23 protein-coding genes and 1 riboswitch are annotated in these 21,753 nt (G+C 71.3%); of the genes, 18 read left to right on the forward strand and 5 right to left on the reverse strand.

Translation table 11 applies throughout. From position 1 onward, the window contains the following. The first annotated feature begins 66 nt into the window (after positions 1 to 66). The 7 genes from ABZ911_RS05120 to ABZ911_RS05150 all read left to right on the forward strand — a co-directional run bounded on the left by ABZ911_RS05120 (position 67) and on the right by ABZ911_RS05150 (position 6,249). Positions 67 to 1,317 carry a serine hydrolase domain-containing protein gene (locus ABZ911_RS05120; protein WP_358052034.1) on the forward strand — a complete coding sequence of 417 codons (1,251 nt, stop codon included), beginning with the start codon at positions 67 to 69 and terminating at the stop codon, positions 1,315 to 1,317. Between the two features lie 124 nt (positions 1,318 to 1,441). Continuing rightward, positions 1,442 to 1,572, forward strand: a riboswitch (FMN riboswitch). Positions 1,573 to 1,680: 108 nt separating this feature from the next. Then, a complete protein-coding gene (ribD, locus tag ABZ911_RS05125; RefSeq protein WP_358052036.1) occupies positions 1,681 to 2,817 on the forward strand; it encodes a bifunctional diaminohydroxyphosphoribosylaminopyrimidine deaminase/5-amino-6-(5-phosphoribosylamino)uracil reductase RibD in 1,137 nt (378 codons plus the stop codon). Then, positions 2,817 to 3,407, forward strand: coding sequence for a riboflavin synthase (locus tag ABZ911_RS05130; protein ID WP_358052038.1), 591 nt, complete (start codon positions 2,817 to 2,819; stop codon positions 3,405 to 3,407). The genes ribD and ABZ911_RS05130 overlap by 1 nt, the downstream gene beginning before the upstream one ends. After that, complete coding sequence (gene pnuC / locus ABZ911_RS05135) at positions 3,404 to 4,039, forward strand: nicotinamide riboside transporter PnuC (RefSeq protein WP_358052040.1); 636 nt, start codon at positions 3,404 to 3,406, stop codon at positions 4,037 to 4,039. Before ABZ911_RS05130 ends, pnuC begins: the two co-directional genes overlap by 4 nt. After that, positions 4,036 to 5,253 carry a bifunctional 3,4-dihydroxy-2-butanone-4-phosphate synthase/GTP cyclohydrolase II gene (locus ABZ911_RS05140; RefSeq protein ID WP_358052042.1) on the forward strand — a complete coding sequence of 406 codons (1,218 nt, stop codon included), beginning with the start codon at positions 4,036 to 4,038 and terminating at the stop codon, positions 5,251 to 5,253. Before pnuC ends, ABZ911_RS05140 begins: the two co-directional genes overlap by 4 nt. Further along, complete coding sequence (ribH, locus tag ABZ911_RS05145) at positions 5,250 to 5,720, forward strand: 6,7-dimethyl-8-ribityllumazine synthase (RefSeq protein ID WP_358052044.1); 471 nt, start codon at positions 5,250 to 5,252, stop codon at positions 5,718 to 5,720. The genes ABZ911_RS05140 and ribH overlap by 4 nt, the downstream gene beginning before the upstream one ends. A 64-nt stretch (positions 5,721 to 5,784) precedes the next feature. Beyond that, on the forward strand, positions 5,785 to 6,249 hold the full coding sequence (locus ABZ911_RS05150; RefSeq protein ID WP_358052046.1) for a PH domain-containing protein: 465 nt from the start codon (positions 5,785 to 5,787) through the stop codon (positions 6,247 to 6,249). 16 nt (positions 6,250 to 6,265) lie between these two features. Here the strand turns inward: ABZ911_RS05150 and ABZ911_RS05155 are convergent, their stop codons facing one another. Continuing rightward, positions 6,266 to 7,288 carry a hypothetical protein gene (locus ABZ911_RS05155; protein ID WP_358052048.1) on the reverse strand — a complete coding sequence of 341 codons (1,023 nt, stop codon included), beginning with the start codon at positions 7,286 to 7,288 and terminating at the stop codon, positions 6,266 to 6,268. 115 nt (positions 7,289 to 7,403) lie between these two features. Here ABZ911_RS05155 and ABZ911_RS05160 point away from each other — a divergent pair, with 115 nt between their 5' ends. The 4 genes from ABZ911_RS05160 to ABZ911_RS05175 are packed head-to-tail and all read left to right on the forward strand — an operon-like array spanning position 7,404 to position 10,974. Next, complete coding sequence (locus tag ABZ911_RS05160; protein ID WP_358052050.1) at positions 7,404 to 8,270, forward strand: MoxR family ATPase; 867 nt, start codon at positions 7,404 to 7,406, stop codon at positions 8,268 to 8,270. Further along, positions 8,263 to 9,348 (forward strand): VWA domain-containing protein, encoded by a 1,086-nt coding sequence (locus ABZ911_RS05165; protein ID WP_358052051.1) that lies wholly within the window; start codon positions 8,263 to 8,265, stop codon positions 9,346 to 9,348. Before ABZ911_RS05160 ends, ABZ911_RS05165 begins: the two co-directional genes overlap by 8 nt. Continuing rightward, complete coding sequence (locus tag ABZ911_RS05170) at positions 9,329 to 10,420, forward strand: XdhC/CoxI family protein (protein WP_358052053.1); 1,092 nt, start codon at positions 9,329 to 9,331, stop codon at positions 10,418 to 10,420. Before ABZ911_RS05165 ends, ABZ911_RS05170 begins: the two co-directional genes overlap by 20 nt. Next, complete coding sequence (locus tag ABZ911_RS05175) at positions 10,417 to 10,974, forward strand: nucleotidyltransferase family protein (RefSeq protein WP_358052055.1); 558 nt, start codon at positions 10,417 to 10,419, stop codon at positions 10,972 to 10,974. Before ABZ911_RS05170 ends, ABZ911_RS05175 begins: the two co-directional genes overlap by 4 nt. A 39-nt stretch (positions 10,975 to 11,013) precedes the next feature. On the opposite strand, the gene ABZ911_RS05180 is transcribed toward ABZ911_RS05175, so the two are convergent. Beyond that, positions 11,014 to 11,901: an endonuclease/exonuclease/phosphatase family protein gene (locus tag ABZ911_RS05180; protein WP_358052057.1), complete on the reverse strand. Its 888-nt coding sequence runs from the start codon at positions 11,899 to 11,901 to the stop codon at positions 11,014 to 11,016. 109 nt (positions 11,902 to 12,010) lie between these two features. Between ABZ911_RS05180 and ABZ911_RS05185 the strand changes: the two genes are divergently transcribed. From ABZ911_RS05185 to ABZ911_RS05195, 3 genes are all read left to right on the forward strand, one after another. After that, complete coding sequence (locus tag ABZ911_RS05185; RefSeq protein WP_358052059.1) at positions 12,011 to 13,051, forward strand: LLM class F420-dependent oxidoreductase; 1,041 nt, start codon at positions 12,011 to 12,013, stop codon at positions 13,049 to 13,051. Positions 13,052 to 13,121: 70 nt separating this feature from the next. Continuing rightward, positions 13,122 to 13,244 carry a putative leader peptide gene (locus ABZ911_RS05190; protein WP_358052061.1) on the forward strand — a complete coding sequence of 41 codons (123 nt, stop codon included), beginning with the start codon at positions 13,122 to 13,124 and terminating at the stop codon, positions 13,242 to 13,244. An 80-nt stretch (positions 13,245 to 13,324) separates the two neighbouring features. Then, positions 13,325 to 14,620: a dicarboxylate/amino acid:cation symporter gene (locus tag ABZ911_RS05195; protein ID WP_358052062.1), complete on the forward strand. Its 1,296-nt coding sequence runs from the start codon at positions 13,325 to 13,327 to the stop codon at positions 14,618 to 14,620. 139 nt (positions 14,621 to 14,759) lie between these two features. Here the strand turns inward: ABZ911_RS05195 and ABZ911_RS05200 are convergent, their stop codons facing one another. Together ABZ911_RS05200 and ABZ911_RS05205 are read right to left on the reverse strand one after the other, a co-directional pair. Then, positions 14,760 to 15,347 carry a hypothetical protein gene (locus tag ABZ911_RS05200; protein ID WP_358052064.1) on the reverse strand — a complete coding sequence of 196 codons (588 nt, stop codon included), beginning with the start codon at positions 15,345 to 15,347 and terminating at the stop codon, positions 14,760 to 14,762. Between the two features lie 427 nt (positions 15,348 to 15,774). After that, entirely contained in the window at positions 15,775 to 17,601 is a 1,827-nt protein-coding gene (locus ABZ911_RS05205; protein WP_358052066.1) for a glycoside hydrolase family 9 protein, read from the reverse strand. A gap of 103 nt (positions 17,602 to 17,704) precedes the next feature. On the opposite strand from ABZ911_RS05205, the gene ABZ911_RS05210 reads away from it, so the two are divergent. From ABZ911_RS05210 to nusB, 3 genes are read left to right on the forward strand one after another with little or no spacing between them, the layout of a single operon-like run. Further along, entirely contained in the window at positions 17,705 to 18,736 is a 1,032-nt protein-coding gene (locus ABZ911_RS05210) for an aminopeptidase P family protein (RefSeq protein ID WP_358052067.1), read from the forward strand. Between the two features lie 24 nt (positions 18,737 to 18,760). After that, entirely contained in the window at positions 18,761 to 19,321 is a 561-nt protein-coding gene (gene efp, locus ABZ911_RS05215; RefSeq protein WP_358052069.1) for an elongation factor P, read from the forward strand. A gap of 1 nt (position 19,322) precedes the next feature. Then, entirely contained in the window at positions 19,323 to 19,733 is a 411-nt protein-coding gene (nusB, locus tag ABZ911_RS05220; protein WP_358052071.1) for a transcription antitermination factor NusB, read from the forward strand. 201 nt (positions 19,734 to 19,934) lie between these two features. Here the strand turns inward: nusB and ABZ911_RS05225 are convergent, their stop codons facing one another. After that, entirely contained in the window at positions 19,935 to 20,846 is a 912-nt protein-coding gene (locus ABZ911_RS05225; protein ID WP_358052073.1) for a cation diffusion facilitator family transporter, read from the reverse strand. Positions 20,847 to 20,974: 128 nt separating this feature from the next. Here ABZ911_RS05225 and ABZ911_RS05230 point away from each other — a divergent pair, with 128 nt between their 5' ends. Beyond that, entirely contained in the window at positions 20,975 to 21,733 is a 759-nt protein-coding gene (locus ABZ911_RS05230) for a methyltransferase domain-containing protein (protein WP_358052075.1), read from the forward strand. Positions 21,734 to 21,753: the final 20 nt, after the last annotated feature.

Consider the following 21,753-nt stretch of genomic DNA (forward strand, 5'->3'; position numbering starts at 1 on the left):
CGATGACAGGCGGACACGCCAATGTGAAGATCGTCTTGTCAGGACTCATCCCTGAAGGGCGGCAAGATGGCGCGTCGCGCTCGACTGATCATCACGTTGGGGCTGGCCACCTTACTGGCGGCCACGGCAGCCTCACCCGCGCTCGCGCAGCGGCCCGGACTGGACCGGGCCGCGCTCAGGCAGACGCTGGACGCGGTCACCGCGGGCGGAATCTACGGCACCTACTCCCACGTCCGCGACGGCCGCGAGAGCTGGCGCGGCGCCTCCGGCGTGGCCGACAAGGAGACCGGGCGGCCCGCACGGCCCGACATGTACCACCGGATCGGCAGCATCACCAAGACCTTCGTCGCCACCGCCGTCCTGCAGCAGGTCGAGCGCGGCGCCGTCGACCTGGACGCGCCGGTCGGGCGCTACCTGCCCGGCCTGCTTCCCGACCAGCGGATCACGGTACGGATGCTGCTCAACCACACCAGCCACATCAGTGACTACGACCACATCATCTTCTCCACGCTCGACAGCGTCGAGGCGAACCGCACCCGGAAGTTCACCAGGAAGGAACTGGTGGAGATCGGGCTGGGAGGCGGGACGACGGGGCAGCCGGGCGACCTGCCCGGGAGCTACTCCAACACCAACTACGCCGTGCTCGGCCTGCTGCTCGACAAGGTCACCGGGATCGGCGCCGAGCACTACATCACCCGCCACGTGATCAAGCGGGCGGGGCTGTCGGACACGTTCTTCCCGCGCACGCCGTACCTGCCGCGGCCGCATTCCAAGGCCTATGAGTCCCTGGGCGGCGCGTTCGACCCGCCCAGGGACTTCAGCGTCTACGACATGTCCTGGGGCGGCATGGCCGGGGCCATCGTCTCCACGATGCCGGACCTCAACCGGTTCAACCGCGCCCTGCTGAGCGGCCGGCTCGTCGGGGCGGCGCAACTCGCCCAGATGCGCACGACGGTGCCGGTCACCCCGGGCCCGGGAGTCACCGAGACCGTCGACTACGGCCTGGGCATCTTCACGCTCCCGCTGCCCTGCGGCCGGGTCTGGGGACATGACGGCGGTGTCATCGGCATGGGGACGATGTCGTTCTCCAGCGAGGACGGCAGCAGGCAGTTCTCCAGCGGCGTCAACCTGATGAACCACCCGGACGCGGCGGCGGGGGCGTACGCGCAGGCCGTCCATCTGGTCACCGCGCTGTGCGGACCCGGCTCGGCCACCTCGGCCTCCGTCGGCGAACTCCTGCCCGCCCTCTCCCCGCTCGCCGAATCCCGCGCGGCGGGGCCGCTCGCGGCTCAGCGGCGCACAGCTCACGGCGAGTAGACCTTTTCGGCCCGCCCCCACCCTGAACTGCGCGGACGCGCGGAACCGAGCGCCTGCTTGGTTTCCTGGGTGGGGGTGGTCGCATCCGCCTTTTCCGGCATGGCAGACTGATGGAGAACAGAGCTAGCGTGCTCCGGGGTCGGTGAAAGTCCGAACCGGCGGTTACAGTCCGCGACCCGGCCGATGCCATCGGCCGGTTGACCTGGTGAAACTCCAGGACCGACGGTTAAAGTCCGGATGGGAGGAAGCGCGCGGGCGTCCGGTGTGATCACCGGACGTCTCTGTGGTGCACGTCATGCGCACCCCTGCCGTCCCCCCGGAGCCGCCGTAGCTGAGAGCTGACGGCGAGCAGGAGGTCCGGGGGTGGCCGAGCCCACAGATGTCACGCACATGGGCCGGGCGGTCGAGTTGGCCGCGCGCGGGCAGGGCGGCACCAGTCCCAACCCCGTCGTGGGCTGTGTCGTGGTCGACGTCCACGGCCGGGTCGCCGGCGAGGGGTTCCACGCCTTCGCGGGCGGACCGCACGCCGAGGTGGCGGCGCTGCGGCAGGCGGGCGAGCGGGCCAGAGGCGGCACCGCGTACGTCACGCTGGAGCCCTGCGACCACACCGGCAGGACCGGGCCCTGCACCCAGGCGCTGATCGCGGCCGGAGTCACCCGCGTGGTGGTCGCCGTCACCGACCCCAACCCCCTGGCCGCCGGAGGAGCGGGCACCCTCCGGGCCGCGGGCGTCCAGGTGGAGGCGGGCGTGCTGGCCGAGCGGGCCGAACGCGTCAACGCCGAATGGCTCACCTTCGTACGGCTCCGCCGCCCCCACGTCACCTGGAAGTTCGCCGCCACCCTGGACGGCCGCTCGGCCGCCGCGGACGGCACCAGCCAGTGGATCACCTCCGCCGAGGCCCGCGCCGACGTCCACCGCCTCCGCGCCCGCGCCGACGCCATCGTGGCCGGCGTCGGCACCGTCCTCACCGACGACCCCCGCCTCACCGCCCGCCCCACCCCTCCCGGCGCCGCCGCCGACGTGCCTTCGGGCGCGGAAAGAGGCACGCCGTTGCGCGTGGTGGTCGACACCGAGGGCAGGACGCCGCGGAGCGCGCGGGTCCTCGACGGCGAGGCGCCGACACTGGTGGCCGTCGCACTCGACGCCGTCACCCACCTCGACGGCCTCCAGGGCGTCGCGGCCCCGACCGGACTGGTGCGGATTCCCCGTGCCGACCATGGTCTCGACCTGCACGCCCTGCTCCAGGAACTGCACGCCAGGAACATCGTCTCCGTCTTCCTGGAAGGCGGAGCGACCCTCGCCGGTTCCTTCATGGGTGCAGGGCTGATCGACCGCGTCGTCGCCTACCTGGCGCCCGCGCTCCTGGGCTCGGGAGCCGCCGCCATGGGAGACGCCGGCGTGGCGACGATCGCCCAGACCCATCGGCTGATCTTCGAAGATGTATCCCCCATCGGGCAGGACCTGCGTCTGACAGCCCGGCCCGCCCCCAAGGAGAAGTGATGTTCACCGGAATCGTGGAAGAGCTGGGCGAGGTCGTGGCGCTCGATCCGCTCGGCGACTCGGCCACCCTGAAGGTACGCGGCAGGGTCGTGACGGCGGACGCCGGGCACGGCGACTCGATCGCGGTCAACGGCGTCTGCCTGACGGTCGTCGAGGTCGAGGGCGAGACCTTCACCGCCGACGTGATGCGCGAGACCCTGGAGCGCAGCTCGCTGGGCGGCCTGGGCGAGGGCTCGCGGGTGAACCTGGAGCGGGCCGTACGCGCGGACCAGCGGCTCGGCGGGCACATCGTGCAGGGCCACGTCGACGGGACCGCGACGATCCTGTCCCGGGACCCCGGCGAGCGCTGGGAGGACGTGCGCTTCTCGCTGCCGGAGGAGCTGAACCGGTACGTGGCCCACAAGGGCTCCATCGCGATCGACGGCGTCAGCCTCACGGTCAGCATGGTCGACGCCGCCAGCTTCGGCGTGAGCCTCATCCCGACGACGCTGGAACTCACCACGCTGGGCCACAAGCGGCCCGGCGACGTGGTGAACCTGGAGGTCGACGTCATCGCCAAGTACGTGGAGAAGCTGGTGGTGCGGCCGTGAACTGGGCACATGCCGGATTCGACCTTCTGGGTCAGCGGGTCACCTGGGCCGACCTGATCGGCAACATCGCCGCGCTGGCCACGGTGGTGCTGGCCACGCGCAGGTCGATGTGGACGTGGCCGGTGCAGCTCACCGGCGCGGTGCTGCTGTTCATCGCCTCGATCGGCGCGCACATCACCGGCAACGCGCTCAAGCAGGTGCTGTTCGGCGGGCTGGCGATCTATGGCTGGCTGCGGTGGCGGCGCGGCATGCGCGAGGAGGGCGGCCTGGCCGTACGGCCGGCCACCACCAGGGAGCGCTCGGCGCTGGTCGGCATGATGGTCGCCGGCACGGCGGTGGTCGCGCTGATCTTCGGCTGGCTGAACTCCCTCGGCCTCAACGTCTCCTGGGCGCCCTGGCCGGACGCCTACATCTTCGTCGGCAGCGCCGTCGCGACATTCGCCCAGGGCAAGGCGCTGCTCGAGTTCTGGTGGATCTACGTGCTGGTGGACGTGGTCGGCGTGCCGCTGGCCTTCTCCTCCGGGCTGGTCGTCTCGGGCACGGTCTACGGCATCTTCTTCGTGATGGTGCTGGTCGGATTCCGGAGCTGGCTCAAGGAGTACCGCTCCTCACGGGAAGTGGTGGCGTCATGAGCATCAGACTCGATCCCATCGAGCGGGCGATCGCCGACATCGGGGCCGGCAAGCCGGTCATCGTCGTCGACAACGAGAACCGCGAGAACGAGGGCGACCTCATCTTCGCCGCCGCCAAGGCCACGCCCGAACTGCTGGCCTTCACCATCAAGCACGCCAGCGGCCTGATCTGTGTGGCCCTGGAAGGCGAGAAGCTGGACCGGCTGCACCTGCCGCTGATGACCCAGCGCAACACCGAGAGCATGCGCACCGCGTTCACGGTCAGCGTCGACGCCCGCGACGGCGTGACGACCGGCATCTCGGCCGCCGACCGCGCCAAGACCATCAGAACCCTCGCCGACTCGGCCACCGAACCGAACGAGCTGGTCCGGCCCGGCCACATCTTCCCGCTGCGCTACGCCCCCGGCGGGGTGCTGGCCAGGCAGGGCCACACCGAGGCGGCCGTCGACCTGGCCAGGCTCGCCGGCCTGTCGGCGGCGGGCGCGCTGTGCGAGATCGTCAACGACGACGGCACCATGGCCAGGCTGCCCGCGCTGCGCGAGTTCGCCGACCGGCACGACCTGGCGCTGGTCTCGATCGAGCAACTCGTCGACCACCGCCGCCGCACCGAGAGCATGGTCACCAGGGTCGCCGAGACCCGCCTGCCCAACGAGCACGGCCAGTGGCGGGCCTACGGCTACGCCAGCGCCCTGGACGGCGGCGAGCACCTCGCGCTCGTCCTCGGCGACCTCGGCGACGGCGAGAACGTGCTGGTCCGCGCCCACTCCGAGTGCCTGACCGGCGACGTGTTCGGCTCGCTGCGCTGCGACTGCGGCGTGCAGCTCGACAACGCCATGGCCGCCGTCGCGGCCGAGGGCCGGGGCGTGATCGTGTACCTGCGCGGGCACGAGGGGCGCGGCATCGGCCTGCTGGCCAAGCTGCGCGCCTACAGCCTGCAGGACAACGGCAGCGACACCGTCGACGCCAACCTGGAGCTGGGCCTGCCGGTGGACGCGCGGGAGTTCTCCAACGCCGGGCAGATGCTCGCCGACCTCGGCGTGCGCTCGGTGCGGCTGCTCACCAACAACCCGGCCAAGCTGCGCGGCATGGACGGCTACGGCATCAAGGTGCTGGGCCGCGAGCCGCTGCCGCCGGCGATGAACCCCTACAACGAGCGGTACCTGACGGCCAAGCGGGACCGGCTCGGCCACGACATCTCGGGAGGTGAGCGGTGAGCGGACAGGGCAGGCCCGACGCCGCGGCGGTGGACGCCGCGGGACTGAGCGTCGGCATCGTGGCGGCGAGCTGGCACGAGCGGATCACCGACCAGCTGGTGGCGCGCGCCGTACAGGCGGCCGAGGACAGCGGGGCGCGGGCCAGCGTGGTGCGGGTGGCCGGGTCGCTGGAGATTCCGGTGGTGGCGCAGGCGCTGGCCCGCAGGCACGACGCGGTGGTGGCCCTGGGCGCGGTCATCAGGGGCGAGACGGCCCACTTCGACTACGTCTGCGACTCGGTCACCGCGGGCCTGACCAGGATCTCGCTGGACGAGGAGACGCCCGTCGGCAACGGCGTGCTCACCTGCGAGACCCTCGACCAAGCGGTGGACAGATCCGGCGCGGAGGGCAGCAAAGAGGACAAGGGGTACGAGTCCACGATCGCGGCGCTGGAAACGGCGCTGCTGCTGCGCGGGTTGCGCGCGTAGGACCGAGGGGCCGGTGCGGTAGGTTGCCTTCGTCCTTCCGGCCCCGAACGCAGTGAGCAGCCCGATGACAGAGCCCGTGAACCCCCCGCCCCTCCCCGTCACCTGGCGGCCGGTCCGAGGGAGGTTCGTGGCGTACGGCTCCGCCGCGGTCGTGGTGATCGGCGCGATCGTGATGGCGATCTTCATCTCGGAGCCCTTCATGCTCCCCGACAAGCTCGCCATCGTGGTCTTCGGCTGCGCGATCGCGGGAATCCTGCACCTGCTCGGCCGGGTCCGGGTCACCGCCGACGACGAGGGCGTGACGGTCGTCAACGCGCTGCGCACGCACCGCTACGACTGGCCGCAGGTCCTCGACGTCACGCTGATCGAGGGCGAGCCCTGGGCGAAGATCGACTTCTCGGACGGCAGAACCGTGGGCGCGATGGGCATCCAGGGCTCGGAGAAGGCCAGAGCCCGCCAGGCCACCGCCGAACTGGCCGCCCTGATCCACACCCGCGGCGAGGCGCACACGGGCGACGAAACCCCCTGACCCCCGACCGTGGCGGTCAGGGAGCGCTCCAGGTCTCCTCGGCGGACAGCACCCTGGCGGCCTCCGGGCCGATCGCGTCGCGCACCTCCACCAGGCCGTTCTCCTCGCGCAGCACGGTGACCAGGCCGGTCACCAGCTCGCGGCGGCGCAGCACGTCCCGCGCGCGCACCTCCCTGCAGGTGGTGAGCGTCTCGGCGGCCGAGTCGATCGGCCGCCACTGCCACACCCGGTAGCTGAGCCCCGGGCTGGGCCGCTCGCCCAGCTCCTCACGGGCCAGCAGGAAGGTCGGCCGCCGGTAGGGATTGAGCCGCCGCGCCACCGCGACCGCGCTGCGCAGCTCGTTGAGGTAGCGCCGCCGGTTGTCCGCGTCGGTGTCGAGCAGCCACGCGGGCGGCCTGGTCAGCAACTGCGGGCGCAGTTCGCCGAGCAGCTCGTCCAGCCGCCGCTCGTTCTCCTCGTCCAGCCGCCACTCCTCGGCGACTTCGGCCTTCGGCTGCTCCTCGGCCGACTGGTCCAGCGTGTCCGCCTCGTCGGGGAACAGCGGCGAACTCGGCCAGTCGGTCAGCTCCGACCGCGCCGGGTCGCCGCCGCCCGGAGGCCAGGCTTCGGGGTCCACGTCTTCGGGCCGCAGGTGCACGGCGGGGTCGAAGACGTCCCGCACCGGCCAGAGCCGGAGCAGGCGCTCCATCTTGTGCGCGTACAGGTGCAGGCCGTACTCGAAGAAGGCGGGGCCGATCAGCATGCTCAGCCCCGACCCGGCGAACATGTACGGCGGGACCGCCACGATCCCGGTCGCGGCGACGCATCTGGCGACCGCCACCCGGGATCCGGGCCCCTCGAGCCGGGGCGGTTCGGCGTCCCAGGACTCCACTCTGATCCGGCAGTGTTCGCCGCCCCTGGCGTAGAGGAAGACCTGGCCCTCGAACTCGGCGATGTGATCGCGCTTGTCGACGCCTCGAAGGTCACTAACGCCGCGCAGCATGAACTGGCCGTAGTTGATGTAGACCTCGTCGTCCAAGGTGTCCAGTAGGCGGGCCATATGCTCTCCGATTCATTGGTGCCGGATGAATGTACCGGATTTGGCAATATCGGTCGGAGCTCCCCGACATCACGCGGCGTAGCCTGAGAAAGTGCTGCGGCGGACAATTGGAATCATGGACATCGAGTCGCCCGCGAAGCTGGTCGAACTGCTGGACCGGCACGCGTACCTCGCCGACGAGGGACTGGCCACGGCCGCGTTCCTGGCCATGAAGATGGGCCGGCCGCTGTTCCTCGAAGGCGAGGCGGGCGTGGGGAAGACCGAGCTGGCCAAGACGCTGGCCGCGCTGATGGAGGCGCCGCTGATCCGGCTGCAGTGCTACGAGGGCCTCGACGCCGCCCAGGCGCTCTACGACTGGGACTTCGCCCGCCAGCTCCTGCACCTCAAGGCCGCCGAGGCGGCGGGCGTCACCGACGTCAAGGCGCTCGAAGGGGAGATCTACGACCGCCGCTTCCTGATCGCCAGGCCGCTGCTGAAGGCCCTGGAGACGCAGCCGTGCGTGCTGCTGGTCGACGAGATCGACCGGGCCGACGACGAGTTCGAGGCCTTCCTGCTGGAGGTGCTGTCCGACTTCACCATCTCCATCCCGGAACTCGGCACGATCACCGCCCGCACGCCCCCGGTCGTCGTGGTCACCTCCAACCGCACCAGGGAGGTGCACGACGCGCTCAAGCGGCGCTGCCTCTACCACTGGCTGCGGCACCCCGGCTTCGACCGCGAGGTGGCCATCCTGCTGCGCCGCCTGCCCGCCTGCACCGAGACGCTGGCAGTCCAGGTGGCCGGCGCCGCCCAGCGGCTGCGGGCGGCCGACCTGGTCAAGCCGCCGGGCGTGGCCGAGACCCTGGACTGGACCGAGGCGCTGCTCACCCTCGGCGCCAAGGACCTCGACCCGGCGCTCGCCGCCGTCACGCTGGGCGCGGCCCTGAAGTACCGAGAGGACGTCGAGGCCGTGCTCGCCAACGGGCTCCTCGGCCATGCGTGAGCTGACCGCGACCATGACCGGCTTCGCCAGGACGCTGCGGGCCGCGGGCGTCGCCGCCGACCACGAGCGCACCCAGAACCTGCTGCGCGCCCTGGCCCACCTCGACGTCACCGCCCGCGAGGACGTCTACTGGGCCGGCCGCCTCACCCTCTGCGCCGGTCCCGACGACCTGCCTCGCTACGACCGCTGCTTCGCCGCCTACTTCGGCGGGCTGCGCGCCCGCGACGGCCGTACCGCGGCCCGCCCGGTCACCCGCTACAGCGCCGCCACCGACCGGGGGGAGGGCGGCGACGGGCCGGAGGAGGCGCTCGCCGCCACCGCCAGCACGCTGGACGTGCTGCGGCACCGGGACGTGGCCAGGCTCAGCGACGCCGAACGCGCCGAGGTGCACCGGCTGCTCGCGCTGCTGCGCGGACGACGCCGGCAGCGCCGCTCCCGCCGGTACGCGCCCTCCCACCGCGGCCGCCTCGACCAGCGGCGCACCATCCGCGAGGCGCTCAGCAGGGGAGAGGTGGCCCGGCTGCGCTACCGGGCGCACACCGTCAAGCCGCGCCGCGTCGTCATGCTGGTCGACGTCAGCGGCTCGATGCGCCCGTACGCCGAGACGCTGCTGCGCTTCGCGCACGCGCTGGCCAGGAACGAGCCACGGGCCACCGAGGTGTACTCCGTCGGCACCCGGCTCACCCCGATCACCGCCGAGCTGTCCCACCGCGACCCCGACACCGCGATGCGCCTGGTGTCGGCGGCCATCCCCGACTGGAGCGGCGGCACCAGGCTGGGGGAGGAGCTGAAGGAGTTCCTGTCCGTCCGCCACGCCCGGGGCGCGATCGTGGTAGTGGCCAGCGACGGCTGGGAACGCGGAGACCCGGCGCTGCTCGGCACGCAGATGTCCAGGCTGGCCCGGCAGGCGTACCGGGTGATCTGGGTCAACCCGCACAAGGGGCAGGCGGACTACCAGCCGCTGACCGGGGGGATGCGGGCCTCGCTGCCGTACATCGACGACCTGGTGGCCGGGCACAGCCTGGCCGCCTTCGAGGAACTCGGCGAAAGGCTGGCCCATGCGCGACGTGTTGGCTGAGATCCTGCCCTGGTGGCGCGCGGGCCTGCGGTTCGGGCTCGCCACCGTGGTGAGCACCTTCAGCAGCGCGCCCAGGCCGCCGGGAGCCTCCATGGCGGTACGCGGCGACGAGGTCGTCGGCAGCGTCTCGGGCGGCTGCGTCGAGGGCGCGGTGTTCGAGCTGGCCGCCGACATCGGCGAACCGGTCCTGCAACGGTACGGCGTGACCGACGACGACGCCTTCGCCGTCGGCCTGACCTGCGGCGGCATCATCGACATCATGGTCGAGCCGATCTCCATCGAGACCTTCCCCGAACTCGGCGACATCGCCGCCTCGATCGCCGCGCACCGGCCCGTGGCGGTGGCCACGATCATCTCCGGCCCCGGCAGGATCGGCGCCAGGCGGGTGATCTGGGAGGAGTCCGTGTCTGGCTCGCTCGGCCTGGCGCGGCTGGACGAGGCCGTCGACGACGACGCGCGCGGCATGCTGGCCCAGGGGCTGACCGGCGTCCGGCACTACGGCGAGCACGGCGAGCGGCGGCTGGACGACCTGTCGGTGTTCGTGCACTCCTTCGCGCCGCCGCCGCGGATGCTCGTCTTCGGCGCCATCGACTTCGCCGCCGCCGTGGCCAGGATCGGCAAGTTCCTCGGCTACCACGTCACCGTCTGCGACGCCCGGCCGATCTTCGCCACCGCCAGGCGCTTCCCGGAGGCCGACGAGGTGGTGGTCAAGTGGCCGCACGACTACCTGGCCTCGGTGCAGGTCGACGAGCGGACGGTGATCTGCGTGCTCACCCACGACCCCAAGTTCGACGTGCCGCTGCTGGAGGTGGCCCTGCGGGCCGGAGCGGGGTATGTGGGGGCCATGGGGTCGCGGCGTACGCACGAGGACCGGCTGACCCGGCTGCGGGAGGCCGGGCTGACCGAGGCGGAGCTGGCCGGGCTGCGCTCGCCGATCGGCCTGGACCTGGGAGCGCGTACGCCGGAGGAGACGGCGGTGTCGATCGCGGCCGAGCTGATCCAGCTCCGCTGGCACGGCACCGGCAGGCCGCTGACCGACACCGAGGGCCGTATCCACGGGGAGGGCGGATGAGACAGGTGGCCGGGCTGCTGCTGGCCGCCGGGCAGGGCGCCCGGCTGGGCACGCCCAAGGCGCTGGTGGAGTACCGGGGCGAGCGGCTGGTGGACCGCGGGGTGCGGCTGCTGCACGAGGGCGGCTGCCACCCGGTGATCGTCGTGCTGGGCGCGGCGACCCTCCAGGTGCGCGGGGCCGTCGCGGTGGTCAACCCCGACTGGCGCACCGGCATGGGCTCCTCCCTGCGGGTCGGGCTCGCGGCGCTGCCCCCCGAGGCCGAGGCGGTCGTGGTCGCCCTGGTCGACCAGCCGTTCGTCGAACCGGCCGCGGTGCGCGCGCTGATCGACAGCGGCGCCCCCGTGGCGGTCGCGACGTACGGCGGGCGCCCCCGCAACCCGGTGCTGATCGCCCGCGGACACGTCGAGCGGGTCGCCGCCATGGCGAACGGCGACGTGGGGGCCAGGCCCTTCCTGACGGCCTACCCGGAGCTGGTGACCGAGGTGGAGGTCCCGGGCGACCCGCGCGACATCGACACCCCCGAGGACTTGACGACACTGACCGGCGAGGACTAGGAGACGACCCGCGGGGGTTGGTCCGCGAAGACGCGAGGGCTAGAAGCGGAAGGTGGCGAGCGCGGCCCGGTGGTCGCTGCCGGCGGCTGGGGCCACCTCGGCGGTGGTCGCGGTCAGGCCGCGGAACAGGATGTGGTCCGGCCTGGTGATCGGGAACTCCGACGGCCAGGTGAAGCCGAAGCCCTGCCCGGCCGTGACCTGGGCGTCGATCAGCGGGGGGCTCAGCTCGGCCATCCCCCGGTCGGTGGTGGCGGTGTTGAGGTCGCCGAGCAGCAGGATGCGCTTGCTCCGGTCGTCGTCGATGAGCTTCCTGGTGGCCGTCAGCGACCGGTCCCTGGCGGCGGTGTGCCCCGGGCGGGCCGAGCCGAGGTGCACGACGTACACCGTGACCTTGCCCTTCGGGGTGTCGACCACCGCGCGCAGCGCCCGCACCCAGCCGAGCCCCGGGTCGATCTTCTTGGACTCCTTGATCGGGTAGCGGCTCCACAGGCCGACCGTGCCCGACTCGAAGTGGTGCGGGAAGAGCTTGTCGAGCTCCCTGGCCGCCGGGCCGCCGGGCGTCAGCTCCTGCGCGGCGAACAGGTCGAGCCCCTTGGAGAGCGTCCGTACGGCGGTGCCGGAGGCGTCGTTGGAGACGCCCACGTTCACGGTGCCCACCGACAGGTCGCTCGGGCCGCCGGGACCCGAGCCGAGCAGCTGCGGCCCGAACATGAAGGCCCACACCAGCCCCGGCACGGTGACCGACACCAGCGCCGCCGCCGACCTGGTGAACAGCGCGGCGAGCAGTAACACCGGCACGGTCAGGCCCAGCCACGGCAGCACGCTCTCGAACACGGTGGTGGCTCCGCCCAGCGCGGGTATCAGGCGGTGTCCCGCCAGCCCCGCCGCGACGACGATCGCCCCCACGATCACGACAGGCTTCAGCACGCTGCTCCTCTCCCCTGATCGTCCAGGCTAGGGGTTGGCCGCCTCGCGTGCGAACGCGATAGCCTGGTCGCCGGGGTAACGGAACAACATTCGGTTTCTAAGGAGCGGCATGCGCATCGGGATGGCGATCAACTACTCGGGCGGCTTCAAGGAGACCGTCGCCGAGCTCGCCGACTACGAGAAGGCCGGGCTCGACATCGTGTTCGTCGCCGAGGCCTACAGCTTCGACGCGGTCAGCCAGATGGGGTACATCGCGGCCAAGACCGAGCGCCTGGAGATCGCCTCCGGCATCCTGCCGATCTACTCGCGCACGCCGACGCTGCTGGCGATGACCGCCGCGGGCATGGACTACGTCTCCGACGGGCGCTTCACGCTGGGGCTCGGGGCGTCGGGGCCGCAGGTGATCGAGGGGTTCCACGGCGTGCCGTACACCGCGCCGCTGGGCCGTACCCGGGAGGTCGTGGAGATCTGCCGCAAGGTGTGGCGGCGGGAGCGGATGGAGTTCGAGGGCAAGCACTACACGCTGCCGCTGCCAGCGGAGAAGGGCACCGGGCTGGGCAAGCCGCTCAAGCTGATCAACCACCCGGTCCGCACCCGCATCCCCATCGTCGTGGCGGCGATCGGGCCGAAGAACGTCGAGCTCACCGCCGAGATCGCCGAGGGCTGGGAGCCGATCTTCTACATGCCGGAGAGGGCGGCCGACGTGTGGGGCCCGTCGATCCAGGCGGGCAAGGCGCGCCGCGCCCCCGAGCTCGGTGAGCTGGACGTCATCGCGCAGGCCGCGCTGGCCATCGGCGACGACGTGCAGGAGCTGTTCGACCTCGGGCGGTCCATGGCCGCGCTGTACATCGGCGGCATGGGCGCCAAGGGGAAGAACTTCTACAACGAGCTGGCCTGCCGGTACGGGTACGAGAAGGAGGCGGCTCAGATCCAGGAGCTGTACCTGTCCGGGCAGAAGAAGGAGGCCGAGGCGCTGGTGCCGCGGGAACTGCTGGAGAAGATGTCGCTGATCGGCTCCGAGGGGTTCGTCCGGGACCGGATCCAGGCGATGAAGGAGTCCGGGGTGACGACGCTGAACATCGCGCCGCTGGGCCGTACCCACGAGGAGCGGGTCAAGCTGCTGGAGAAGGTGCGCGAGCTGGCGTCCTGACGCGCTTGTACCGAAAGGCCGCCCGATTCGGGGGGCCTTTCGTGATATGTGATGCGGATCACTGTATTCCATGGAATACGTGTGGGTTTGCGGCGTGTTAAATGGGGCTGTGAGGTTCTCTCTAACGGTGGTGCTGCTCGTCGAGCGGCTGCACATCGATCTGTGCCGGTTGACCGGCTGCCTGTGTCGCTGATCGCGCCTTCTCGCGTTTGATCGCCCCTTTTCCTCACATGCCCTGCGCTGCGGCATGCCGTACAACCGGAGACTCCTCTCGTGAAGAGATTCTCGTTCTCTCTGCAACTCCTGCTCGGTCTGGTGGCCGGCGTCGCGCTCGGGTTCGTCGCCAGAACCTGGGACGTGACCTGGCTGACCAGCACGCTGACCGAGGTCGGCAAGATCTTCGTTCAGCTCCTCAAGCTCGCCGTGCCGCCGCTGGTCTTCACCGCCGTCGTGGTCAGCGTCGCCAACCTGCGCAACGTCAACGGCGCCGCCAGGCTGGCGGGCAAGACACTGTTCTGGTTCCTGGCCACCGCGCTGATCTCCGTGGCCTTCGCCATCGGGCTCGGCCTCCTGCTCAACCCGGGCCAGGGCGTCACCCTGGACACCGCCGCCGCCAAGGCCGTCGACCTCGAGGGCGCGGGCACCTGGGTGGACTTCCTGACCGGCATCATCCCGACCAACATCGTCACGGCCTTCACCGAGCTCAACGTCCTCCAGATCGTCTTCCTGGGAGTCGTCCTCGGCGCGGCGGCCATGGCGCTGGGCGAGAAGGCCGAGCCGTTCCTCAACCTCAGCCGCTCCATCCTGGAACTGGTCCAGAAGGCCCTGTGGTGGGTCATCAGGCTCGCCCCGATCGGTACGGCCGGCCTCATCGGCAAGGCCGTCGCCACCTACGGCTGGGACCTGCTCGCCCCGCTCGCCAAGTTCAGCGCCGGGGTGTACATCGGCTGCTTCATCGTGCTCCTGGTCGTCTACCCGACGCTGCTCGCCCTGGTCGGCAAGGTCAGCCCGGTGCGCTTCCTCCGCAACGCCTGGCCCGCCATCGAGCTGGCCTTCGTCTCCCGCTCCTCGGTGGGCACGCTGCCGCTGACCCAGCGCGTCACCATCGAGCGGATGGGCGTCGACCGCGACTACGCCTCCTTCGCGGTGCCCTTCGGCGCCACCACCAAGATGGACGGCTGCGCCTCGGTGTACCCGGCGCTGGCCGCGATCTTCGTGGCGCAGGTGTTCAACGTGCCGCTGGGCGTGGGCGACTACCTGCTGATCGCGTTCGTCTCGGTGATCGGCTCGGCCGCCACGGCCGGACTGACCGGCGCGATCGTGATGCTCACGCTGACCCTGAGCACCCTGGGCCTGCCCCTGGAGGGCGTCGGCCTGCTCCTGGCCATCGACCCGATCCTCGACATGATCCGTACGGCGACCAACGTCGCGGGCCAGATCGTGGTGCCGGTCCTGGTGGCGCGCGGCGAGGGCCGCCTGGACGAGGCGGTCTTCAACGCACCGCCCCAGTCGCTCGACGAGCCCTTGGCAAAGCCATCACTCCGGACCCCGGAACCGGTTACGGCCTGACCTCCGACGCGTAAGGGCGGGGAGCCACCGGCTTCCCGCCCTTTGTGCTACCCGAGGGAGACGCGATGACCACGGCGCCGGCGGCGCGGCCAGGTGCTCGTCACCACGCGGCAGAGCGCCGCGAAGGGCTCCCGTCGGCTCAGGGCAGCCGGATGCCCTTGATGATCTTGCCTAGGTGCGGGACGAGCGGCTGGCTGGCCATCACGGTGATCACGGTTCCCTTTCGCTCGACCCATCCGGCGTACTGCCCGTGGCCGAGCGCGCCATCACCCTCCTGCGTGAGCACCTCGCGACCGCCGATCTTCGCGGTCCGTACATCGCCCGAGAACGTGCCGAGGTCGAACGGAGCGTTCTTCAACTGCGAGAGCTTGTGCGCGTCAGGCCAGCAGACCACCCGCACCCACAGCGACCTCTGCTTCCGATCGACCTCGCTCCGGTCGTCCGTCCACTGGTAGCCGTACTCGCTGATGCCGTCGTGCTTGTTGACGACGACCTGGCCCGAGGAGAAGCCCTTCGGGATGTGGTTGACGCGAACTCCCCTGAGGGCGGTGGCGCCCTTCGGGGGCTGGTCGGACTTGCCGGCGGCTGACCGTTTCGCCTCCGCCCTGGTGGGGGTGGGGCAACCGGCGGAGTCCACAGTGGCCGCGGCGGCGGGCGAGGCGAGCATTGTCGCCGCCGACACAAGGGACAGGGTGGACAGGGCGAGTGCCTGCCGAAGTCTTCTCATGCCCTACTTCGATGCGCCCACCGGGACAAAAGTTCACACCAACCGATAGCCCGATTTTTCCCATGAAACGGTGCAAAAAGGAGCGGGCGGAATTCGACCTTTGTGTCCCGACTTCGCATCCAAGCCCTCGGAATTGAGGCGCCGGTCACGGAAGGCCGCACGGCCGGGCGCTCCGGGGAGGCCCGGCCGTGTGGCGGTGAACTTCCCTCGCCACGCGGGGTCTCGCCCGCGCGTTCAGGAACCTAACCCGCTGTGGTGAGGCATGCTCACATCCCGGTAGTTAGGTGTTCTACGTGGGGTGGGAAACGTCTACCGCCAGGTAGGTGATCCTTCTACTCGGAAGCCGTCCAGGCGGTGGCACTCCTCCTCGCCGCGCCAGGCGCGATCACGGCGTACGGCCCGCGTCCGGCGCGGGCCGTACCCGGGTTCAGTCCCTCGACATCAGCGTGAGCGCGTACAGCGCGATCGCGGCGAAGTCGTCGGCCGGCTCGGACGCCTGCCACGAGCGCACGTCGTCGACGAAGCGGCTGCCCCGGCCGGTGAAGGACTCGTAGCGGTCCACCCCGTCGGCCGGGCACTTGGTCATCTCCTCGAAGTGGCCGCCCAGGCCGTCGTCGAAGAGCGAGGCGCTGTTGGGCCCGTTCACCACCGCGCCGGTCGCGGGCCTGCCGGTCAGGTTCGCGATCTGGTAGTGCGGGCACTGGATCGAGTTCCCGCCCACGCCCTGCATGAACGACACACCCCACGCGTTGGCGCCGAACACCCAGCCGCGCTGCTGCGTGCCGAAGGCGTCGTAGGCACGGTCGCCGCTCACCGCGCGGTACAGCCGCGAGGTGGCGGCCAGCCCGAACGCGTGCGGCACCGAGTCGAACTGGTCATAGCGCGCCCCGGCCCTGAACGGGTCCTGCGCCGCCCGCCGCGCGCCGACCTCCAACTGCGCCCGCAGGTCGCCGAGCAGGTCGCGCTGGGACACGGCCGTCCCCGAGGCGCCCGACCTGCGCATCGCCCTGACCAGGTCGGCGTGGCCGAGCGCGCTCACGTCGTACAGGTTGAGCGTGTCGCCGCCCGCCTCGTGCCGCAGGTACTCTCCCGCCCAGTGCGCGGACTGCGCCACCCACTCACCGGCCCTGGAGTCGCCCAGCCGCAGCGCGGCCAGCGCCAGCTCCGCGCCGCCCAGCTCCATGTCGTCCCGCCAGGCGCTCTCGGGGTAGAACGCCCACGGCAGGGACGTCACCAACCGCCCCACGTCCGCGGTCTTGGCCATCGCGTAGACCGAGGCGCCCTTCTCCAGCAGCGCCCGCGCCCGCGAACGCGACGGCTCCACCTGCGCGGCCAGCCCGAACGCGGCGGCGGTACGGCCCGCCAGGTTGGGGCTGATCGGCTGCCCCGGATCGGCCGCCCGGAAGACGGGACGGTTGCGGATGTACCGGTGCCCCTCGGCCGTGTCACCGTCGTCGGCCTCGGGCAGCCGCCAGACGTCGTGGTCGCCGACGAAGGTGCCCTCGGCGTTGCCCGCGCCGATGCCGACCTGGATGTAGAGGGTCTTGGACTCCTCGTCCCACATCTTGTCCAGGTGCTTCAGCCCGTGACCGGCCTCGGCGCGCAGCCGCCGGTCGCCGCCGCCGTCGCGGACCGCGGCCCAGAGCATGGTGTCGGTGTAGGCCAGGATGTGGGTGAACTTGAGGTAGTCGCCCGCGTCGAACCAGCCGCCCTCCACGTCGACCGGTCCGCCGATCTTGGTGAGCTCGCCCTTGATCTGGTCGGTGTCGTCGCCGGTGAAGACCGGCCAGTCGTAGACCTCGGCGGCGCGGTCGTTGAGGTGGCTGGGCCTCCGGGTGGCGCGGGCGCCGTCGCGCTGGCCGTTGAAGAACGTCAGCGCCTTGGCCGCCGGGTCGGCCGAGGGGGCGATCGCGAACTCGGGGGAGACGATCGAGCCCGACTTGATCCGGTAGCTGCCGGGCTTGCGGAGGCGGGACAGGTCGAGGTCGTAGACGTGGGGGTAGGCGGTGTTCCAGGAGCCGAGGTCGCGGCCCGCCGTACCGCGCAGGACCTCGCGGCCGCGGCGGTCGATCACGCTGAACCGCGCGCCGGGGGCGGTCGCGCCGGTCATCAGGTAGGCGTGCTTGACCTCGGTGGTGTCGAACCCCACCTGGTCGACGCGGATGTGGCCGCTGGGCCCGGAGGACGCCACGGCGGGACTCCCCATGGTCAGGACGGTCAGGGCGAGGGCTGCGGCCAGCGCGCGGCGGCTCATGGGCGGCTCCAAAAGTTAGTAAACCTTCCTAACCTGCTTGCGAGGAACCTAATCGGTATGAGAAGGGCGGTCAATGCCCGGTCGGCATGAGTAGATTGGCCGGATGATCCTCGACTACGCCGGGCGCAGGTTCAGGCTCGCCGCGACGCTCGAAGGCGTCGACGCCCTCCTCGTCACCAACCCCGTCAACGTGCGCTATCTCACCGGCCTCGACAGCTCGAACGCGGCCGTCCTGGTCAGGGCGGACGGCAGCGCGACACTGGCCACCGACTCCCGCTACATCGAGATGACCAAAGGGCTGGACCTGGAGGTCGTCGAGGACCCCGACGTGACCGGGCGGCTGGCCGCCGCGGGTGCCGGGATCGAGGCCGGGCACATGACGGTGGCCACCTTCAACCGGCTGGGGGAGGGCCTGGTCCCGACCGAGCAGGTGGTGGAACGCCTCAGGATGGTCAAGGACGAGGAAGAGATCGAACTGCTGCGGAGGGCCTGCGCCATCTCCGACCAAGCATTCGCCGATATTTCCGGAAATATCCGGCCGGGGGTCACCGAGCGGGAGGTCGCCCGCGTCCTGGAGGCCCGCATGGTCGAACTCGGCGCGGACAAGCCCGCCTTCGACTCCATCGTCGCCTCCGGCGAGAACGGCGCGATCCCGCACCACTCGCCCGGCACCCGCGAACTGCGCGCCGGCGACCTGGTCACCCTCGACTTCGGCGCCCTCTACCAGGGCTACCACGCCGACATGACCCGTACCGTGGCCCTCGGCCCGCCCGCCGGATGGCAGCGCGAGATCTACGACCTCGTCGCCGCCGCGCAACTGGCCGGACGGCAGGCCCTGGCGCCCGGCGCCTCCGTCCGGGACGTCGACACCGCGGCCAGGTCCGTCGTCGCGGACGCGGGGTACGGCGAGCACTTCCGGCACGGCCTCGGCCACGGCGTCGGACTGGAGATCCACGAGGAGCCGTTCCTCGGCCCTTCCAGGACCGGTAGACTAAAGGATCGAGTTCCGATCACCGTCGAGCCAGGGGTCTACCTCCCGGGCCGGGGCGGGGTCCGTATTGAGGACACTCTCGTGACGCGTGAAGGCGGACCGGAACTCCTCACCATGACGACCAAAGAGCTGCTCGTCCTTTAGAGCGGCCGCACCCGGGAGAAACGAGTGGCGACGACCAACGACCTCAAGAACGGCATCGTGTTGAAGCTCGACGGCGGTGAGCTCTGGTCCGTCGTAGAGTTCCAGCACGTCAAGCCGGGCAAGGGCGGTGCGTTCGTGCGCACCAAGCTCAAGAACGTGCTCTCCGGCAAGGTCGTCGACAAGACGTTCAACGCCGGCGTGAAGGTCGACGTCGCCAACGTCGACAAGCGCGAGATGCAGTACTCCTACAAGGACGGCGACGACTTCGTCTTCATGGACACCGAGACCTACGACATGGTCACCGTGCCCGCCAAGACCGTCGGCGACGCCGCCAACTACATGCTCGAGAACACCAACGCGACGATCGCCTTCAACGAGGGCTCCGCCCTCTACGTCGAGCTTCCGGCCGCCGCGGAGCTGACCATCTCGCACACCGACCCCGGCCTGCAGGGCGACCGCTCCACCGGCGGCACCAAGCCCGCCACGCTGGAGACCGGCGCCGAGATCAAGGTCCCGCTCTTCATCACCACCGGTGAGAAGATCAAGGTCGACACCCGCAGCGGCGAATACCTCGGCCGGGCCTGAGGTGTCGGCACGGGGCAAAGCACGCAGGCGGGCGCTGGACATCCTGTTCGAGGCCGAGGCGCGCGGCGAGGACCCGCTGAAGGTCCTGGCCGAGCGCGTCGAGCGGCAGGAGCCGCCGGTCAACGAGTACACCTCCGCGATCGTCGAGGGCGTGGCCAGGCACCTCGCCCGCATCGACGAGCTGATCGCGACCTACTCCGAGGGCTGGACCCTCGAACGCATGCCGGCGGTGGACCGCAACCTGCTGCGCGGCGGCACCTACGAGCTGCTGTGGATGCCGGACGTGCCGGAGGGCGTGGTCATCAGCGAGTGGGTCCACCTGGCCGCGGAACTCTCCACGGACGACTCACCGCAGTTCATCAACGGCCTCCTGGCCCGCTTCAAACAACTCAAACCCAGCCTCACTCTCTGACCGTCCCGTACGGCTCCCGCCGACTCGGGCTCTCCCCGCCGTTCGTGGCGCCGCCCGCCCGGCCGACGCCACTCGTGCGCGACGGCGGGCCGCCGTCACGCCGCGCCGCCGGGCGCCACCGGGCCGCCCGTTGTCCTCGCCGGTCGGAGTGCCGGTGGCCGGGGCGGTGGCGGAGGTTCGGCGGCCGGGCGGGGCCGGTGGTCACTCGTGCCGGGCGCCTTCGTGGTCCAGATGGCCCACCGGTTCGAGCTGCAGCGTCGAATGCTCCACGTCGAAGTGGCCGCGCAGGCACTCGTGCAGCGAGTCCAGCAGCGGCCCGGCGTCGGCCAGCCGCGCCTGCTCGACCACGACGTGCGCGGTCAGCACCGGCAGCCCGCTGGTCAGCGTCCAGGCGTGCAGGTCGTGCACGTCCAGCACCCCCTCCCGCCTCAGCAGGTGCCTGCGCACCTCGCTCAGATCCATCCCCTTCGGCGTCGCCTCCAGCAGCACGTCGATCGCCTCGTGCAGCAGCCGCCACGCCCTCGGCAGGATCATCAAGGCCACCACCACCGACGCGATCGGATCGATCACCTGCCACCCGGTGACCCCGATCGCGATCGCCGCGACCACCACCGCCACCGACCCCAGCAGGTCGCCCAGCACCTCCAGGTAGGCGCCGCGCACGTTCAGTGACTCCTTCTGCCCCCGGTGGAGCAGCGCCATCGAGAACCCGTTGACCACCAGGCCCACCAGCGCGATCACCAGCACCAGGCCCGAGGCGACCACGGGCGGCGCGAAGAAGCGCCGGAAGGCCTCGGCGAACACCCAGATCGCGATGCCGAACAGCAGCACCGCGTTGAACACCGCGGCGAGGATCTCCAGCCGGTAGAAGCCGAACGTCCTCCTGGGCGACGCCGGCCGGGTCGCGAAGTGCGCGGCGATCAGGGCCATCAGCACGCCGGTGATGTCGGTGGCCACGTGCAGCGAATCGGAGATCAGCGCCAGGCTGTTGGCCGCGATGCCGCCGGCGATCTGCACGACGAAGACCACCGACGTGACGCCGACCACGACGATCATGCGCCCCCGGTGCCGTGCCGTCGCGCTGGGCCGCCCGTGCCCGTGTCCCCCGCCCACTCCGACCTCCCGCCCCTGTCGTACCCGCCCGCCGGGCGGCGGACTCCCGGCGGGGCGAGCGGGGGGCCGCGCCTACGGCGTAGGCTGGCAGCCGGTCGTGGGGGAGTGAACGAGGAGGCGAGCCGAGGGTGCGTGCGGAAGGCGTCACGAGGCAGGCGGCGACCCCGGCGGTGCGCGCCGCCGTCGTGTGGGAGGCGCTGCGGGGGGTCCTGGCCGAGCGGGCCGCCGCGGCGGGCAGGGACAGGCTCGACATCGTCGACGCGGGCGGCGGGACGGGGGGCTTCGCCGTACCGCTGGCCGGGCTCGGGCACGCGGTGACCGTCGTCGACCCGAGCCCCGACTCGCTGGCCGCGCTGGAGCGCCGGGCCGCCGAGGCAGGGGTGGGCGTGCGCGCCCTGCAGGGTGACGCCGCCGATCTGGCCGAGCTGTTCCCGCCCGACAGCGCCGATCTGGTGCTGTGCCACAGCGTGCTGGAGTACGTCGAGGACCCGATCGGCGCGCTGGGCGCCGTGGCCGGGCTGCTGCGGCGCGGCGGCGTGGTGAGCGTGCTCGCCGCCAACCCGGTCGCCAGCGCCCTGCACCGCGCCCTGTCGGGCCACTTCGACGAGGCCAGAACCGTCCTCGCGGACCCGCGGGGCCGCTGGGGGGACAGGGACCCCACCCCGCGGCGGTTCTCCGCGCAGGGGCTGGCTGAGCTGCTCGCGGTCACCGGGTTCGCGGTGGGCGAGGTGCACGGCGTGCGGGTGTTCGCCGATCTGGTGCCGAGCCGCCTGGTGGACGGCGAGCCGGGCGCCGCCGAGGCGCTCCTCGCGCTGGAACAGGCCGCCGCCGCGCACCCCGTGCTGCGCGACATCGCGACCCAGCTCCATGTCCTGGGACACAAGTAGAACGAGTGTTCGGTTAGACT

Origin of the sequence: Nonomuraea sp. NPDC046570, from assembly GCF_040645915.1 — a bacterium.
Taxonomy (GTDB): Bacteria; Actinomycetota; Actinomycetes; order Streptosporangiales; family Streptosporangiaceae; genus Nonomuraea.

Bases quoted from the DNA above. Each gene is read 5' to 3' on its own strand.
- ABZ911_RS05120 (WP_358052034.1), top strand. From the start codon at position 67: ATGGCGCGTCGCGCTCGACTGATCATCACGTTGGGGCTGGCCACCTTA.
- ABZ911_RS05130 (WP_358052038.1), top strand. From the start codon at position 2,817: ATGTTCACCGGAATCGTGGAAGAGCTGGGCGAGGTCGTGGCGCTCGAT.
- ABZ911_RS05140 (WP_358052042.1), top strand. From the start codon at position 4,036: ATGAGCATCAGACTCGATCCCATCGAGCGGGCGATCGCCGACATCGGG.
- ABZ911_RS05150 (WP_358052046.1), top strand. From the start codon at position 5,785: ATGACAGAGCCCGTGAACCCCCCGCCCCTCCCCGTCACCTGGCGGCCG.
- ABZ911_RS05155 (WP_358052048.1), bottom strand. From the start codon at position 7,288: ATGGCCCGCCTACTGGACACCTTGGACGACGAGGTCTACATCAACTAC.
- ABZ911_RS05160 (WP_358052050.1), top strand. From the start codon at position 7,404: ATGGACATCGAGTCGCCCGCGAAGCTGGTCGAACTGCTGGACCGGCAC.
- ABZ911_RS05165 (WP_358052051.1), top strand. From the start codon at position 8,263: ATGCGTGAGCTGACCGCGACCATGACCGGCTTCGCCAGGACGCTGCGG.
- ABZ911_RS05170 (WP_358052053.1), top strand. From the start codon at position 9,329: ATGCGCGACGTGTTGGCTGAGATCCTGCCCTGGTGGCGCGCGGGCCTG.
- ABZ911_RS05175 (WP_358052055.1), top strand. From the start codon at position 10,417: ATGAGACAGGTGGCCGGGCTGCTGCTGGCCGCCGGGCAGGGCGCCCGG.
- ABZ911_RS05185 (WP_358052059.1), top strand. From the start codon at position 12,011: ATGCGCATCGGGATGGCGATCAACTACTCGGGCGGCTTCAAGGAGACC.
- ABZ911_RS05190 (WP_358052061.1), top strand. From the start codon at position 13,122: ATGGAATACGTGTGGGTTTGCGGCGTGTTAAATGGGGCTGTGAGGTTC.
- ABZ911_RS05200 (WP_358052064.1), bottom strand. From the start codon at position 15,347: ATGAGAAGACTTCGGCAGGCACTCGCCCTGTCCACCCTGTCCCTTGTG.
- ABZ911_RS05205 (WP_358052066.1), bottom strand. From the start codon at position 17,601: ATGAGCCGCCGCGCGCTGGCCGCAGCCCTCGCCCTGACCGTCCTGACC.
- ABZ911_RS05210 (WP_358052067.1), top strand. From the start codon at position 17,705: ATGATCCTCGACTACGCCGGGCGCAGGTTCAGGCTCGCCGCGACGCTC.